At 70.7% G+C, this 16,598-nt stretch carries 12 protein-coding genes; 10 read left to right on the top strand and 2 right to left on the bottom strand.

Annotated features, from left to right (window positions below; all coding sequences use genetic code 11):
• The first annotated feature begins 301 nt into the window (after positions 1-301).
• The 5 genes from ACIBI4_RS16190 (at position 302) to whiA (ending at position 6,022) form a co-directional block, all read left to right on the top strand.
• Positions 302-1,003: a response regulator gene (locus ACIBI4_RS16190; RefSeq protein WP_399204816.1), complete on the top strand. Its 702-nt coding sequence runs from the start codon at positions 302-304 to the stop codon at positions 1,001-1,003.
• Between the two features lie 92 nt (positions 1,004-1,095).
• A complete protein-coding gene (gene uvrC, locus ACIBI4_RS16185; RefSeq protein WP_399204517.1) occupies positions 1,096-3,063 on the top strand; it encodes an excinuclease ABC subunit UvrC in 1,968 nt (655 codons plus the stop codon).
• Between the two features lie 30 nt (positions 3,064-3,093).
• A complete protein-coding gene (gene rapZ / locus ACIBI4_RS16180) occupies positions 3,094-4,029 on the top strand; it encodes an RNase adapter RapZ (protein WP_399204516.1) in 936 nt (311 codons plus the stop codon).
• Positions 4,026-5,042 carry a uridine diphosphate-N-acetylglucosamine-binding protein YvcK gene (yvcK, locus tag ACIBI4_RS16175; protein ID WP_399204515.1) on the top strand — a complete coding sequence of 339 codons (1,017 nt, stop codon included), beginning with the start codon at positions 4,026-4,028 and terminating at the stop codon, positions 5,040-5,042. Before rapZ ends, yvcK begins: the two co-directional genes overlap by 4 nt.
• Positions 5,033-6,022 (top strand): DNA-binding protein WhiA, encoded by a 990-nt coding sequence (gene whiA / locus ACIBI4_RS16170; RefSeq protein ID WP_399204514.1) that lies wholly within the window; start codon positions 5,033-5,035, stop codon positions 6,020-6,022. Before yvcK ends, whiA begins: the two co-directional genes overlap by 10 nt.
• Positions 6,023-6,155: 133 nt before the next feature.
• Here the strand turns inward: whiA and ACIBI4_RS16165 are convergent, their stop codons facing one another.
• Positions 6,156-8,909 carry a tetratricopeptide repeat protein gene (locus ACIBI4_RS16165; protein WP_399204513.1) on the bottom strand — a complete coding sequence of 918 codons (2,754 nt, stop codon included), beginning with the start codon at positions 8,907-8,909 and terminating at the stop codon, positions 6,156-6,158.
• A 77-nt stretch (positions 8,910-8,986) separates the two neighbouring features.
• Positions 8,987-9,445 carry a hypothetical protein gene (locus ACIBI4_RS16160; RefSeq protein WP_399204512.1) on the bottom strand — a complete coding sequence of 153 codons (459 nt, stop codon included), beginning with the start codon at positions 9,443-9,445 and terminating at the stop codon, positions 8,987-8,989.
• A 321-nt stretch (positions 9,446-9,766) separates the two neighbouring features.
• Here ACIBI4_RS16160 and ACIBI4_RS16155 point away from each other — a divergent pair, with 321 nt between their 5' ends.
• From ACIBI4_RS16155 to secG, 5 genes are all read left to right on the top strand, one after another.
• Positions 9,767-12,718: a M14 family zinc carboxypeptidase gene (locus tag ACIBI4_RS16155; protein WP_399204511.1), complete on the top strand. Its 2,952-nt coding sequence runs from the start codon at positions 9,767-9,769 to the stop codon at positions 12,716-12,718.
• A 215-nt stretch (positions 12,719-12,933) separates the two neighbouring features.
• Positions 12,934-13,944, top strand: coding sequence for a type I glyceraldehyde-3-phosphate dehydrogenase (gap, locus tag ACIBI4_RS16150; RefSeq protein ID WP_399204510.1), 1,011 nt, complete (start codon positions 12,934-12,936; stop codon positions 13,942-13,944).
• Positions 13,945-14,074: 130 nt separating this feature from the next.
• Positions 14,075-15,286 carry a phosphoglycerate kinase gene (locus ACIBI4_RS16145; RefSeq protein WP_399204509.1) on the top strand — a complete coding sequence of 404 codons (1,212 nt, stop codon included), beginning with the start codon at positions 14,075-14,077 and terminating at the stop codon, positions 15,284-15,286.
• Between the two features lie 2 nt (positions 15,287-15,288).
• Positions 15,289-16,065 carry a triose-phosphate isomerase gene (gene tpiA / locus ACIBI4_RS16140; protein WP_399204815.1) on the top strand — a complete coding sequence of 259 codons (777 nt, stop codon included), beginning with the start codon at positions 15,289-15,291 and terminating at the stop codon, positions 16,063-16,065.
• A gap of 138 nt (positions 16,066-16,203) precedes the next feature.
• A complete protein-coding gene (secG, locus tag ACIBI4_RS16135) occupies positions 16,204-16,434 on the top strand; it encodes a preprotein translocase subunit SecG (RefSeq protein WP_018848634.1) in 231 nt (76 codons plus the stop codon).
• Positions 16,435-16,598 lie beyond the last annotated feature (164 nt).

Here is a 16,598-nt window from a genome sequence, read left to right as displayed (position 1 = left end):
CCCGCTCGGCGGCGGAGCGGTCACGGGCCGACCACCGCCGACTGCGCTCGAACCGTGACTGCCGCATGACATCCGCCTCATCGACCCGTACGTTCCGGGTTTCTCCCGAGACCTCCAGCATCACCGACCCGGCCTGCGGTGTCGTCCTGGCCAACCCCCAACTCGCGGTCAGGGACGCCCCCATGGTCCGGTTACCGCCAGCACCTCCCGGTTCTTCCGGCTAGCAGGAAGACCCCCTGGTCGGGCAGGCTGTCCCAGGACCGTCCGGTGGACGCCGCAGGGGGAGGGGCCGGCCATGGGGATGCCACACGGCGCAGCCGTGCCGGAGGGCACGGGTGCGCGACGCAGCACACCGAAGGGACGGATCGTCCTCGCCGACGACGACGTCCTGCTCCGCGAGGGCCTGGCGAGCCTGTGCGAGCGCGTGGGCTACGCGGTCGTCGGCCAGGCAGGCGACGGCGAGGCGCTGCTCGCCCTGGTCGCCGAGTACCGCCCGGAGCTGGCGGTGGTCGACATCCGGATGCCGCCCGAGCACTCCACGGAGGGGTTGCGGGCCGCCTCGGTGATCCGCGAGAAGTTCCCCTCGACGGGCATCCTCGTGCTCTCCGCGTACGTGGAGGTGGAGGACGCCCTCGCGCTGCTCGCCGGCGGCCGCCGCATCGGCTATCTGCTCAAGAGCCGGATCACGGACGTGGACGAGTTCCTGGAGACCCTCGACCGGATCGCGAAGGGCGGCTCGGTGGTCGACCCGTCCCTGGTGCAGGAGCTGGTCGCCGCGCAGCGCCGCGACGATCCGCTCGCGCTGCTCAGCGCCCGCGAGCGCGAGGTCCTCGAACTGATGGCGGAGGGCCGCTCCAACGCCGGTATCGGACGGCGTCTTTGGGTCACCGAGGGCACCGTCGAGAAGCACGTCCGCTCGATCATGAGCAAGCTCCGGCTCCCGGAGGACACCGACGACCACCGCCGGGTCCTGGCCGTCCTCACGTTCCTCGAATCGCGGTAGGCGGGCGGGAGCGGGCGGCACCGGACCGGCGGCGCGGGCGGACCCCCGTGCGGCCGCCCGGTCTGTCGGTGCCCGCCAGTAGGGTGGATGCCATGGCCGACCCCTCCAGCTACCGCCCCAAGCCGGGACAGATCCCCGACTCGCCGGGGGTCTACAAATTCCGCGACGAGCACCGCCGGGTGATCTACGTCGGCAAGGCCAAATCCCTGCGCCAGCGGCTTGCGAACTACTTCCAGCCGCTCGCGAGCCTGCACCCGCGCACGGCCACGATGGTGACCACCGCCGCCTCCGTGGAGTGGACGGTCGTCGCCACCGAGGTCGAGGCGCTGCAGCTGGAATACAGCTGGATCAAGGAGTTCGACCCGCGGTTCAACGTCAAGTACCGCGACGACAAGAGCTATCCGTATCTCGCGGTCACCCTCAATGAGGAGTTCCCGCGGGTCCAGGTGATGCGCGGCGCCAAGAAGAAGGGCGTGCGCTACTTCGGGCCGTACGGCCATGCCTGGGCGATCCGCGAGACCGTCGACCTGATGCTGCGCGTCTTCCCGGTGCGCACCTGCTCCGCGGGCGTCTTCAAGAACGCCGCGCGCACCGGCCGCCCCTGCCTCCTCGGCTACATCGGCAAGTGCTCGGCCCCGTGCGTCGGCCGCGTCGACGCGGAGGAGCACCGCGAACTGGCCGAGGACTTCTGCGACTTCATGGCGGGCCGCACGGGCGCGTACATCCGCAGGCTCGAGAAGGACATGCGGGAAGCCGCCGAGGAGATGGAGTACGAGCGGGCGGCGCGCCTGCGCGACGACATCGAGGCCTTGCGGCGCGCGATGGAGAAGAGCGCCGTCGTCCTCGCCGACGCCACCGACGCCGACCTGATCGCGCTCGCCGAGGACGAGCTGGAAGCGGCCGTGCAGATCTTCCACGTGCGCGGCGGACGCGTGCGCGGCCAGCGCGGCTGGGTCACCGACAAGGTCGAGGCCGTCACCAGCGCCGATCTGGTCGAGCACGCCCTGCAGCAGCTGTACGGCGAGGAGAGCGGCGACGCCGTACCGAAGGAGGTCCTCGTCCCTGCACTGCCCGAGGACGAGGCGGCCGTCACGGCCTGGCTGACCGACAAGCGCGGTGCGGGCGTCAGCCTGCGCATCCCGCAGCGCGGCGACAAGCGGGCCCTGATGGAGACGGTGCAGCGCAATGCCCAGCAGTCCCTCGTCCTGCACAAGACCAAGCGCGCCTCCGACCTGACCACCCGCTCGCGGGCCCTGGAGGAGATCGCGGCCGCGCTCGACCTCGACAGCGCCCCGCTCCGTATCGAGTGCTTCGACATCTCCCATCTGCAGGGCGATGACGTGGTGGCCTCGATGGTGGTCTTCGAGGACGGTCTCGCGCGCAAGAGCGAGTACCGGCGCTTCCAGATCAAGGGCTTCGAAGGGCAGGACGACGTCCGCTCGATGCACGAGGTGATCACCCGCCGCTTCCGCCGCTATCTCGCGGAGAAGGAGAAGACGGGGGAGTGGGCGCCGGACGAGGACGGTTCCGTCGCGGCGGGGCCCACCGAGGAAGACGGGCGCCCCAAGAAGTTCGCGTATCCGCCGCAGCTCGTCGTCGTCGACGGCGGGCAGCCGCAGGTCGCGGCCGCCAAGCGGGCCATGGACGAACTGGGCATCGACGATGTCGCGGTCTGCGGTCTCGCCAAGCGCCTGGAGGAGGTCTGGCTGCCGGGCGAGGACGATCCCGTCGTGCTCCCGCGCTCCAGCGAAGGGCTCTATCTTCTTCAGCGGGTACGGGACGAGGCGCACCGTTTCGCGATCCAGTACCAGCGCAGCAAGCGCAACAAGAGGATCCGGAGCAGCCCGCTCGATGCCGTGCCGGGCCTGGGCGAGACACGTAAGCAGGCGCTCATCAAGCACTTCGGTTCGGTGAAGCGGCTCCGGTCCGCCACAATTGACCAGATCTGCGAGGTTCCGGGCATAGGGCGCAAGACCGCGGAGACCATCGTGGCGGCCTTCGCCACGGCGGAGCCCGCCGCGCCCGCGGTGAACACCGCGACCGGAGAGATCATGGAATAAGACCGATCACGACCGACGGGGGCAGGACAGATGACCGAGCACGACGATGGAGCACAGGTGAGTACGGGCAACACCACGATCGTGGCCGGAGAGGCGGCCGAGGCCGCCATCCCCGAGCTGGTGATCATCTCCGGTATGTCGGGTGCGGGCCGCTCCACCGCGGCCAAGTGCCTGGAGGACCTCGGCTGGTTCGTGGTCGACAACCTTCCGCCCGCCCTGATCCCCACCATGGTGGAGCTGGGCGCCCGCTCGCAGGGCAATGTCGCGCGGATCGCCGTCGTCGTCGATGTGCGCGGCCGGCGCTTCTTCGACAACCTCCGCCAGTCCCTCGCGGACCTGGAGGCGAAGAACGTCACGCGCCGCATCGTCTTCCTGGAGTCCTCCGACGAGGCCCTGGTGCGCCGCTTCGAGTCCGTGCGCCGCCCGCACCCGCTGCAGGGCGACGGCCGGATCGTCGACGGCATCGCCGCCGAGCGCGAGCTCCTGCGCGAGCTGCGCGGCGACGCCGACCTGGTGATCGACACCTCCAGCCTCAACGTGCACGAACTGCGCGCCAAGATGGACGCCCAGTTCGCGGGCGACGACGAGCCGGAGCTGCGCGCCACCGTCATGTCGTTCGGCTACAAGTACGGCCTGCCGGTCGACGCCGACCTCGTGGTGGACTGCCGCTTCCTGCCGAACCCGCACTGGGTCCCCGAGCTGCGGCCCTTCACCGGCCTCAACGAGGAGGTATCGGGCTATGTCTTCAACCAGCCCGGCGCCAAGGAGTTCCTCGACCGCTACGCCGAGCTGCTCCAGCTCATCGCCACGGGCTACCGCCGCGAGGGCAAGCGCTATGTGACCATCGCGGTCGGCTGCACCGGCGGCAAGCACCGCTCCGTCGCGATGTCCGAGAAGCTGGCCGCGCGCCTGGCCGCCGAAGGCGTGGAGACGGTGGTCGTCCACCGGGACATGGGGCGCGAGTGAAGCCGACTCCCCGGCTGGGGCGTCTGAACCGTCTGAGCCGCAAGCGAGGCGCCCAGCCCAAGGTCGTGGCGCTGGGCGGCGGCATGGGTCTGTCCGCCTCGCTCGCTGCGCTGCGCCGCATCACCGGCGCGCTGACCGCGGTGGTCACGGTCGCCGACGACGGCGGCTCCAGCGGCCGGCTCCGTGACGAGCTGGGCGTCCTGCCGCCCGGCGACCTGCGCAAGGCCCTCGCGGCCCTGTGCGGGGACGACGACTGGGGCCAGACCTGGTCGAGGGTCATCCAGCACCGCTTCCAGTCGCAGGGCGAGCTGCACGACCACGCGGTCGGCAATCTGCTGATCGTCGCCCTGTGGGAGCAGCTCGGCGACCACGTCAAGGCACTGGACCTGGTCGGCAGGCTGCTCGGCGCGCACGGCCGTGTGCTGCCGATGTCCGCCGTGCCGCTGGAGCTTGAGGCCCTGGTCAAGGGCCATGACGCGGCACACCCCGACGCCGTGGACACGGTCCGCGGCCAGGCGAACGTGGCGCTCACCCCGGGCGAAGTGCAGTCCGTGCACCTCGTCCCGCACGACCCGCCGGCCGTCCCCGAGGCGGTCGCGGCGGTCCTCGACGCGGACTGGGTGGTGCTCGGTCCGGGCTCCTGGTTCTCGTCCGTGATCCCGCATCTTCTGGTGCCTGAACTGCTCGATGCGCTCGTCGAGACGAAGGCCCGGCGTGTCCTCTCGCTCAACCTTGCGCCCCAACCCGGCGAAACCGATGGCTTCTCACCGCAGCGTCATTTGGAGGTTTTGGCCCGACACGCCCCTAAACTCGCCCTGGACGTGGTGCTGGCCGACCAGGCCGCCGTGCCCGACCCGGAGTCTCTGACGCACGCTGCGAAGCGGCTCGGAGCCGAGGTCGAGCTGGCGCCGGTGGCCGCTGCCGACAGCTCCGCCAAGCACGATCCGGTGCTGCTGGCCGCCGCGTACGACCGTATTTTTCGGATGCATGGAAGGATCGGCCCATGGCGATGACGGCAGCGGTGAAGGATGAGATCTCCCGGCTCCCCGTCACCCGGACCTGCTGCAGGAAGGCGGAGGTCTCGGCGATTCTTCGGTTCGCGGGCGGCCTCCACCTGGTCAGCGGGCGCATTGTGATCGAGGCGGAGCTGGACACGGCGATGGCCGCGCGCCGCCTCAAGAAGGACATCCTGGAGATCTTCGGGCACGGCTCGGAGCTGATGGTGATGGCCGCGGGCGGTCTGCGCCGCGGTTCGCGTTTCGTCGTACGGGTCGTCGCGGGCGGCGACCAGCTGGCGCGCCAGACCGGCCTGGTGGACGGCCGCGGCCGTCCGATCCGCGGGCTGCCGCCGCAGGTGGTCTCCGGCGCGACCTGCGATGCCGAGGCCGCGTGGCGCGGCGCGTTCCTCGCGCACGGCTCGCTCACGGAGCCCGGCCGCTCCTCGTCCCTCGAGGTGACCTGCCCCGGCCCGGAGGCCGCGCTCGCCCTCGTGGGCGCCGCACGCCGGCTCTCCATCGCGGCGAAGGCCCGCGAGGTGCGCGGCGTGGACCGCGTCGTCGTCCGCGACGGTGACGCGATCGGCGCGCTGCTCACCCGCCTCGGCGCGCACGAGGCCGTGCTCGCCTGGGAGGAGCGGCGCATGCGCCGCGAGGTCCGCGCCACCGCCAACCGCCTCGCGAACTTCGACGACGCCAACCTGCGCCGCTCGGCCCGTGCCGCGGTCGCGGCCGGCGCGCGCGTGCAGCGGGCCCTGGAGATCCTCCAGGACGAGGTCCCCGAGCACCTCGCGGCCGCGGGCCGGCTGCGCATGGAGCACAAGCAGGCCTCCCTGGAGGAGCTGGGCGCGCTCGCCGACCCGCCGCTCACGAAGGACGCGGTCGCGGGCCGGATCCGCCGTCTCCTCGCGATGGCGGACAAGCGGGCCTCGGACCTGGGGATCCCGGGTACGGAGTCGAATCTGACGGAGGAGATGGCCGACAACCTGGCGGGTTGAGGTCCCTCACAGGTTCCTCGCACGTCGCATGCCGAAGGGGCGGAGCGCTTGCTCCGCCCCTTCGGCATGTCCGCCGAGCAGGGCGACGTCGAGATCACCACGACCGACCCGCGCGGTCCTGTTCGCCGAGGCCTCAGCCCCGCCGCCGCCCACGGGCGGCTCCGCCGATCACCTGGCCCAACGTGCGCAGCGTCGCACCGACCCGCCGCACCTTCCGGTACGCGATCGCCAGCGCGGCGCGCGTCTCCAGGGTGAGCTCATGGCCGGGCCCGTGCTGCCGTACGGTCTCCTCGGCCAGCTGCTCAAGGACCTCCACGGCCTCCTCGGGCGCGCCCGCCCGCTGCAGCGCCGCGGCCACGTTGATCCAGGCGCGGACGGCGGCGTGGTCCTGGCCGTTCGCCGCGGCCTCGCAGTCGGCGGCGAACCGTTCGAGGTACGGGACGGCATCCTGCGCGCGCCCCGCCTCCAGATAGGCCGCGCCCAGGTTCCCGCGGGCGTCGCTCGTATCGGGATGGTCCTCGCCGAGCACCCGCTCGCTGTCCTCGACGACCTGTTCGAGGACCGCCACGGCCTCGTCGTACCGCCCCGTTCTCGTATACGTGTCACCGAGGTTGTTCCGCACCATCAAGGCGTACGGGTCCTCGGCGCCCAGGACGCGTTCGGCGTCCGCGGCGGCGCGCTCCTGCAGGGGCAGCGCCCGCTCCCACTGCCCCGACTGTGCGTACCCGGCGGCCAGGTTGCCGCGGAAGAGGACCGTGGTCGGATGGTCCGCGCCGAGCGCCCGCTCGGCGTCGGCGAGGACCTGTTCCTGCAGTGCGACGGCCTCGCTGATGCGGCCCGTCCCGTAGTAGTGGCCGGCGAGACTGCCGCGGTTCTCCAGCGTGGTCGGATGGTCCGCGCCCAGGACCCGCACCCGGTCGTCGAGCACGCGCTCCTCGAGCGCGATTCCTTCGTCGTCCCGGCCGGTCGACACATACCCCGCGGCCAGGACGCTGCGCGAGGTGAGGGTCGCCGGATCGTCCTCGCCCAGGAGCCGTTCGCGCAGCGGCAGGATCTCCTCCTCGATCGCGACGGCCTCCTCCGCCCGCCCCACCTGCGTGTAGAAGGCCGCCACGTTGTGCCGTGCGGTGAGCGACTCCGGATGGTCGGCGCCGAGCAGCCGGACAAGGTCGCCGGCCGTGCGCTCCGCCAGGGCGACCGCCTCGGCGGCGCGCCCGGCCAGCCAGTAACAGATGGCCAGCGTGCCGCGGGCGGACGCGGTGTCGACGGAGTCCTCCCCCGCGAGCCGCTCGTAGTCGGCGACGAGCCGCTCGGCGGCCGAGGCCGCCTCGGCGACGCGCCAGTCGAGCCGGAGGACGTCCACCAGCTTGTCGCGGGCGTACAGCGCGCCGGGCTGGTCCGGGCCGCTCCGCCGTTCCACGTCGGCGATCAGCCGCTGCCAGTGAGTGATCGCGGCCCCATATGCTCCTGCCTCCGTCAGGCTGTGCCCGAGCACGTACGGGAGCGGGTGGTCGTCACCGCCGCGCCACAGCAGCTCGCCCGCCAGGGCGGTGAGAGTCTGGGCGTTGGCCCGCAGGGCAGCCGCCAGTTCGCGGTCGGTGTGTTCCTGGTCGGGCCAGGTGAGGACGAGGGCGTCGGCGGCGGCCAGGATCGCCATGCCGGAGAGCTCCTCGGAGGTGTTCTCGCGGGTGGCGCGTGCGGTGAGGGCGTGGATGCGGACGGCGCGGGCGTTCTGTTCCGGGTCGCTCGCGAGCAGTCCGTAGCGGTGCAGCAACCGCACGGCGCCGCGCGCCTCCTGCTCGGTGACGAGAGCGGTCCCGCCGTCCGCGTCGCCCGAGCCGCCGGCCTGCTCGCGCAGTCTCCCGAGGTACTCCCGCACGGCCTCGTCCGCCCACAGGCTCAGCGGATGGCCCGACGGGTCCAGATGGGCGGACAGGCACAGGGCAGGTGCCGCCAAGCCCAGCGGCGCGCGGCGCTGGGCGGCGTCCAGGGTCAGGAGCAGGGCCGCGGCGACCGGACGGCCGTACCCCTCGGTGTCGGCCTCGGGCGGCAGCAGCGCGTCCAGGCGGGAGCGCTGATCCGTGAACAGCCGCAGGTAGTCCGCGCAGGTCACCTCCTCGTTGATCAGGTAGGCCGCCGCGTGCGAGACCGCGAGCGGCAGCGACCCCAGCGCGTGCAGGAGTTGCCCGGCCGCCGTGTCGGCCAGGTGCCCTCGGCCCGCGCCGCCGAGTCGTTCGCGCAGATACGCGGCTGCCTCGCCGGGTTCGTAGACGTCCACGTCGACGGTCGCGCGGCCTCCGCCGGACAGCACCGCGTCCCGCAGACGGGTCGTCGCCAGGACCCGTCCGCGCCCGGAGGCGGGCCGCGGCGGCCACCAGGCGACGAGGTCCGAGCCGTCCGCGAGCTGGTCGAGGACGACAAGCCACGACCGGGTCGTGGTGGCCAGCCAGTCACGGAAGGCCGCCGCGTCCGCCGCCGTGTCCTGCCCTTCCGCTCCGTTCGCGCCGACCCGGTACGCGGCCTCCGCGAACTCCGCCTCGATCCGCTGCGGGTCGGCGGCGTCCACCCACAGCACCAGGTCGGTGCCGTCGGCCAGGGCCTGATGGGCGCAGGCGGCCGCCAGATGGGACTTGCCGACCCCGCCGCCCCCGCTGAGCACGACGGCGGGACCCGCCGCGTCGATCCGCTCGCGCAGGTCCGTACGCGGCTGGAAGGCGGAGGCGAGTGGCGGCACCGCGCCCATCCGGACCGGCCACACCGTCGCGGGGCGCGGCGGGAGGTACTGGTTCAGGTTGTTGATGATCGCGGCCCCGACCCCGCCGGACGGGGCGACGACGTTCACGTCCTGCACGATGAAGGGCTGCCGCGCCGCCAGGGGCCGCCCCACGGACAGGGGCTGCCCCGGGGCGGCGAAGCGAGGAGCCTGCAGGGCCCGACGCGTCGCGCCGGGCCCGCCGGGCGCGGTCAGCTCCCGTCCGTGCCCGGCTGACGAGGGTTTCCGAGGGTCACGTTCCCGATCCTGAGCCCCGCCACCGAGCCGTCCTGCGCATCGATGTGCACATCGCCCGTCACCGTGATGCCCTCGCCCACGACCTGGCCGCCCGACTCCCTTGCCAGGGCGACAAGTTCACGCAGCTGCTGCGCGACCTCGGCGCGCTCGGCGTCCCCCGCGTCCGCGAGCAGATCGCGGAACCGGGTCTCCCAGGCGGCCGCCACGGCCTCCTCGGATGCCGTGCCCTCCAGCTCCGCCGCCGTACGGTCGAGGCGTGCAAGCGCCGCGTCCTCGCCGGCCTCCGGCGCGGGACCCCGGCCGAAGAGCCTGGCCACGCGCTCGCGGATGCCCTGCCAGGCGTCCGTGCCCGCCGCCTGCGCCACCGCGACCCCGGCCGCCGAGGCCAAGGCGATCAGTGCTTGGTCCAGCATGCTGTCCCCCGTACGCGAAGAAGCCGCAGTGCCCCGTGAACGGCTCGTGCCCTGCGAAGCCTCGTATCCGAAGAAGCCTCGTATCCGAAGAAGAGGTGAATGCCCGATTCGGCAGGGGAAGCATACTGCCGCCCGAGTCTGGTGAGCGGGGCTTTTCCGACCGTCGGTACCGCCCAACACCTGGGAGCATCCAAGGAGTTGGCGCGCATTCCACTTCATGGCGGCGCAATCCGAGTGCGACCGGCCATATTGACATGATCATGGAGTGTCATGAGCCTGTCGTCCGTGCACAAATGTGCCGGACAACCGCAAGGGGGGCTCATGAGACGAAGAGCGAACGCGGTGCTCGCCGCGGCTGCACTCCTGGCGGGCGGCTTACTCGCCGCCCCGACGGCCCAGGCGAAAGCGCCGGGCGCCGAGGATCCCGCCGCGGACGCCATCAAGGTGTTCCGTGCCGAGGTCACCAAGGAGCAGGTGCCGCTCCTGCTGAAGGCGGGTCAGGACGGTCATGAACTGGCCGAGCGGGCACCGCAGAAGGGCACCGCGAGTGTCGAGCTGTATCTGACCGACAAGCAGGCGGACGGGCTGCGCGAGCAGGGCGTCGAGATGTCCGAGCAGAAGATCTCCGCCCAGACCCGGAAGAAGCTCGCGGCCGCCGGGGACGGGGTCTTCCGTCCGTACAGCGGCGAGGGCGGCCTCAAGGAAGAGATCGTGCGGACCGGTCAGGCGAACGACAGCCTGACGAAGGTCGTCTCCATCGGGAAGACCGTCAAGGGCCAGGACATCCTCGCCCTCAAGATCACCAAGGGTGCGGACAAGTACCGCGACGGCGCCAAGCCCGCCACGCTCTACATGTCCAACCAGCACGCCCGCGAGTGGATCACGCCCGAGATGACCCGCCGCCTCATGCACCACTACCTCGACAACTACGGCAAGGACCCGCGGATCACCAAGCTCGTGGACCGCACCGAGCTGTGGTTCGTCCTCTCCGCGAACCCGGACGGCTACGACTACACGCACGCCCCCGACGGCGACCGCGAGTGGCGCAAGAACATGCGGGACAACGACAAGGACGGCAAGCACACCGCCGCCGACGGCGTGGACCTCAACCGCAACTTCGCCTACAAGTGGGGCTACGACAACGAGGGTTCGTCGCCCGACCCCTCCAACGAGACTTTCCGCGGCGCCTCCCCGGGCTCGGAGCCCGAGACCGTCGCGATCGACCGCTTCCAGAAGCGCATCGGCTTCACGTACGGCATCAACTACCACTCCGCCGCCGAGCTGCTGCTCTACGGGGTGGGCTGGCAGGTCGCGACGCCCACGCCGGACGACGTGCTCCTCAAGGCGCTGGCCGGCACGCCGGAGAACTCCGCGATCCCCGGCTACCGCCCGCAGCTCTCCTCGGAGCTGTACACCACCAACGGCGAGGCCGACGGACACGCGGGCAACGTCAACGGCATGGCGATGTTCACGCCGGAGATGTCCACCTGCCAGACCATCTCCGAGCTTGACCCGGACGACCCGTGGATCCCCGAGGACTGCGGCTCCGGCTTCACCTTCCCGGACGACGAGAAGCTCATCCAGGACGAGTTCGCCAAGAACATCCCGTTCGCGCTGGCCGTCGCCGAGACCACGCTGCACCCCGACCAGCCCTCCTCGCCGGTCGGCATCGACGCGCCCGACTTCACGGTCGACAAGTTCACCACCTCGTACGCGCGCGGCCGTGACCAGGAAGTCTCCGTGACCGTCCGCAAGTCGGTACGCGACAAGGAGCTCAACTACCGCGTCAACGGCGGCCGTACGCACGACGAGGACCTCAAGGCGTGGCGCGGCGGTGAGCGCTTCGGCGGCGAGGACAACCACTACTTCGACGAGTACCGTGCCGAGGTCGAGGACGCGGACCCGGGCGACGAGGTCGAGGTCTGGTACACGGGCCGTACGGCGAAGGGGGAGCGGGTCTCCAGCGAGCACTTCACGTACACCGTCGCCGAGCGGCCCCGCGCCTCCATGCTCGTCATCGCGGAGGAAGGCGCCGCGCAGCAGCACGCGCAGAAGTACGTGGACGCGCTGAAGGCCAACGGCCGCAGCGCCGTCGTCTGGGACGTCGCCACCCAGGGCGCCCCGCACCCGCTGGGCGTCCTCGCGCACTTCGACGCGGCCGTCCACTACACCGGCGACCCGGCACCCGGCGGTCCCACCACCCTCGCCGTCCGCTCCTACCTCAACGAGGGCGGCAAGCTGATCGTCGCCGGTGAGCGCGCGGGCGGGAACGTGCGGGTGGGCCGTGCGAACTCCGACGACTTCGCGCAGTACTACCTCGGTGCGTACGAGCGCCTCACGGCGCCCGGGGCCACCACCTTCAAGGGGGACGGCGCCCTCAAGGGCATCGACACCCCCGTGGCCGGCGCCGAGGGCAACCCGCTCGACAAGGCCGGCCGCTACACCGTCACCTCGGACTCGCTGCCCGCGAAGGACTTCCCGCTGTTCCGCAGCGCGCAGGCCGGAACGTACCCGGGCGTTGCGAATCCGTACGCGCCGTACGAGGGCTCGGGCATGGCCTCCGCGGTGCACGCGGACCGCGACTGGCAGCGGCTGACCCGCACGATCGACCTCACCGGGGTCACCGCGGCCGACGCTCCCGAGCTGCGGCTCGTCATGAACTGGAACGTCGAGCCCGGCTACGACCACGCGCTGCTCGAGGCCCGTACGGACGGCGGCGACGACTGGACGACGCTGCCCGACAAGAACGGGAACACCGCGCAGACCGTGCCCGCCGAGTGCGGGGCCGGCTTCTTCATGAAGGGGCACCCGTTCCTGGGCCGCTATCTCACCCGCACCGGTACGACGTGCACGGCGGGCGGAACCAGCGGAGCATGGAACAGTCTGACCGGCGCCTCCGACGGCTGGAAGCCGCTGGCCTTCGACCTCTCGGCCTACGCGGGCAAGAAGGTCGAGGTCTCCATCAGCAATGTCACCGACCCGGCCTCGGGGCTGCGCGGCGTCTTCGTCGACAACGCCCAGGTGATGATCGGCGGCCAGGCGGCCGAGACGGAGGGCTTCGAGTCCTCGCTCGGTACCTGGGCCGTGTCGGCAGCACCGGCCGGAAGTCCCAACATCGTGGGCGACTGGTCCCGGACCGGTGAGCTGTACCGGCCCTACGCGGCGGTCACCACGCGTGACACCGTCCTCGTGGGCCTCGGTCTGGAACACCTGCCTGGCCAGGCGACACGCAATCAGGTCATGGGCAAGGCCCTTGCCGCACTGAGGCATTGACAGTCTGTTGAATTCTTTGGTCCCGGCTACGGTCCGTAGCCGGGACCAAAGTCCCGAAGGCCCGTATCCGGCGAACCGGTGCGGGTCCTCCTTACTCGTACGGACCTGCTCGATGTCACCCGAAGGGCTCCGGAGAGGTAGGGTCGAAGGCGGTCGGGGACATCCCATACAGCTCGCCGGCGGACAGTCCGGCGTACCAACGAGGAGATCGGTTCGTGACGATCCGCGTAGGCATCAATGGCTTTGGTCGTATCGGCCGCAACTACTTCCGGGCGCTTCTCGAGCAGGGCGCGGACATCGAGGTCGTCGCGGTCAACGACCTGGGTGACACCGCGACCACCGCACACCTCCTGAAGTACGACACGATTCTGGGCCGCCTCAAGGCCGAGGTGACCCACACCGCCGACACGATCACGGTCGACGGCCACACCATCAAGGTGCTCTCCGAGCGCAACCCTGCCGACATCCCGTGGGGCGACCTGGGCGTCGACATCGTGATCGAGTCGACCGGCATCTTCACGAAGAAGGAGGACGCCGCCAAGCACATCGCGGGCGGCGCCAAGAAGGTCCTCATCTCGGCTCCGGCCAAGGACGAGGACATCACCATCGTGATGGGCGTCAACCAGGACCAGTACGACCCGGCGAACCACCACGTCATCTCCAACGCCTCCTGCACCACCAACTGTGTGGCGCCGATGGCCAAGGTGCTCGACGAGAACTTCGGCATCGTCAAGGGTCTGATGACGACGGTCCACGCCTACACCAACGACCAGCGCATCCTGGACTTCCCGCACAAGGACCTGCGCCGCGCCCGGGCCGCCGCGGAGAACATCATCCCGACGACCACCGGTGCCGCGAAGGCCACCGCCCTCGTGCTCCCGCAGCTCAAGGGCAAGCTCGACGGCATCGCCATGCGCGTGCCGGTCCCGACCGGCTCCGCCACGGACCTGGTCGTCGAGCTGCAGCGCGAGGTCACCAAGGACGAGGTCAACGCCGCGTTCAAGAAGGCCTCGGACGACGGCCCGCTCAAGGGCCGCCTGTTCTACACCGAGGACCCGATCGTGTCCTCGGACATCGTGAGCGACCCGGCCTCCTGCACCTTCGACTCCTCCATGACCATGGTCCAGGAGGGCAAGACGGTGAAGATCCTCGGCTGGTACGACAACGAGTGGGGCTACTCCAACCGCCTCGTCGACCTGACGGAGTTCGTCGGCGGCCAGCTCTGAGCTGTCGCTGATCCTCCATCAGGCACCTCGAAGTGAGCAACGGGGCTCGGGCGGCGCGCGGATCGCGTGCCGGCCGGGCCCCGTTGGCCTGTAGTTTTCCCTTGTTGTTCTCCCAAGGAGTCCTTGAGTCATGAAGACGATCGACGAACTGCTCGCCGAAGGGGTCGCGGGGAAGCGGGTTTTCGTCCGCGCCGACCTCAACGTGCCGCTGGACGGCACCACCATCACCGACGACGGCCGCATCCGCGCCGTGACGCCCACCGTCAAGGCGCTGGCCGACGCGGGCGCCCGCGTGGTCGTCGCCTCGCACCTGGGCCGCCCCAAGGGCGCCCCGGACCCCGCCTTCTCGCTGGCCCCCGCCGCCACGCGCCTCGGTGAACTCCTCGGCGCCGACGTCGCGTTCGCGACCGACACGGTGGGCGAGTCCGCCCAGGGCGTCGTCGCAGGCCTGGCCGACGGCCAGGTCGCCGTCATCGAGAACCTGCGCTTCAACGCCGGCGAGACCTCCAAGGATGACGCCGAACGCGGCGCCTTCGCGGACCAGCTCGCCGCACTCGCCGACATCTACGTCGGCGACGGCTTCGGCGCCGTGCACCGCAAGCACGCCTCGGTCTTCGACCTGCCGGCCCGCCTCCCGCACGCCGCCGGCTATCTGATCGCCACCGAGGTCGGCGTCCTCAAGAAGCTCACGGACGACGTGAAGCGCCCGTACGTGGTCGTGCTCGGCGGCGCCAAGGTCTCCGACAAGCTGGCCGTCATCGACAACCTCATCGAGAAGGCCGACCGCATCCTCATCGGCGGCGGCATGGCGTACACCTTCCTCGCCGCCCAGGGCTACGAGGTCGGCCTGTCGCTGCTGCAGAAGGACCAGATCCCGGCCTGCCAGGACTACCTGAAGCGCGCCGCCGACAAGGGCGTCGAGTTCCTGCTCCCGGTCGACGTCCGGGTCTCGGCGGACTTCCCCGACCTGAAGAACCAGGTCGACGTGCACCCCGACACCGTCGCCGCCACCGCCATCCCGGCGGACCAGGAGGGCCTCGACATCGGCCCGAAGACCGAGGAACTGTACGCTGCCAAGCTGCAGGACGCCGCCACCGTGTTCTGGAACGGCCCGATGGGCGTCTTCGAGCACAAGGACTTCGCGAACGGCACCCGTGCCGTGGCCCGGGGCCTCGTCGAATCCGACGCGTTCTCCGTGGTCGGCGGCGGCGACTCGGCCGCGGCGTTCCGCATCCTCGGCTTCAGCGAGGACAAGGTCGGCCACATCTCGACCGGCGGCGGCGCCTCCCTTGAGTACCTCGAGGGCAAGTCCCTCCCCGGCCTCGTAGCACTGGAGAAGTGAAGATCATGACGCGTACGCCCATCATGGCGGGCAACTGGAAGATGAACCTCAACCACCTCGAGGCCATCGCCCACACCCAGAAGCTCGCCTTCGCGCTCGCCGACAAGGACTACGAGGCCGTCGAGGTCGCCGTCCTGCCGCCCTTCACCGACCTGCGCGGTGTCCAGACGCTGGTCGACGGCGACAAGCTCAAGATCAAGTACGGCGCCCAGGACATCTCGGCGCACGACTCCGGCGCCTACACCGGCGAGATCTCGGGCCCGATGCTCTCGAAGCTGAAGTGCACCTATGTGGCCATCGGCCACTCGGAGCGCCGTCAGTACCACAACGAGACCGACGAGATCTGCAACGCCAAGGTCAAGGCCGCCTACAAGCACGGCATCACGCCGATCCTGTGCGTCGGCGAGGGCTTGGAGATCCGCAAGGCCGGCCAGCAGGTCCAGTACACGCTGAACCAGGTCGACGGCGCCCTGAAGGACATCCCGGCCGAGCAGGCCGAGTCCATCGTGATCGCGTACGAGCCGGTCTGGGCCATCGGCACGGGCGAGGTCGCCACCCCCGAGGACGCCCAGGAGGTCTGCGGTGCGATCCGCGGGCGCCTGGCCGAGCTGTACTCGCAGGAGCTGGCCGACGCCGTCCGGATCCAGTACGGCGGCTCCGTGAAGTCCGGCAACGTCGCCGCGATCATGGCGCAGCCCGACGTCGACGGTGCCCTGGTGGGCGGCGCGGCGCTGGACGCCGACGAGTTCGTCAAGATCGTCCGGTTCCGCGACCAGTAAGGTCCGGTACCCTGACGGGGGTCTGCTCCCTCTGCGAGGGGCGGCCCCCGTCGTCGCGTATGTTGCTCCGTACGCGATGTCGTACGGCATCGCGTACGCGTTCTGTCCGAATCCGAGGAAGTTGGTCCAGCCGTGGTTATGGGCTTCTCGATCGCCCTGATCGTCTTCAGCCTGCTGCTGATGCTCCTTGTCCTGATGCACAAGGGGAAGGGCGGCGGCCTCTCCGACATGTTCGGTGGCGGTATGCAGTCCTCCGTCGGTGGCTCCTCCGTCGCGGAGCGCAACCTCGACCGGATCACTGTCGTGGTCGGTCTGCTCTGGTTCGCCTGCATTGTGGTGCTCGGCCTGCTGATGAAGCTGGACAGCTGACGCGGAATTCTGCGGCTTTTCTCCGCGGACTTCGCTCTTCGGGCAGCCTGCCTCGTTTTTCGAGGCGGCTGCCCGTTTTGCTGTGCCCCCTTGTCGGGTGGGACTTGGTCTCCCTGTCCACACCGGAACTTACGTGTGCTTAATATGGGGCGTACGTCTCGGGG

It is taken from the genome of Streptomyces sp. NPDC050418 (genome assembly GCF_044458745.1).
In the GTDB taxonomy this organism is placed as follows: Bacteria; Actinomycetota; Actinomycetes; order Streptomycetales; family Streptomycetaceae; genus Streptomyces.
The sequence above is the reverse complement of the archived record's forward strand: the minus strand, read 5'-3'. Positions and strand labels throughout refer to the sequence as shown.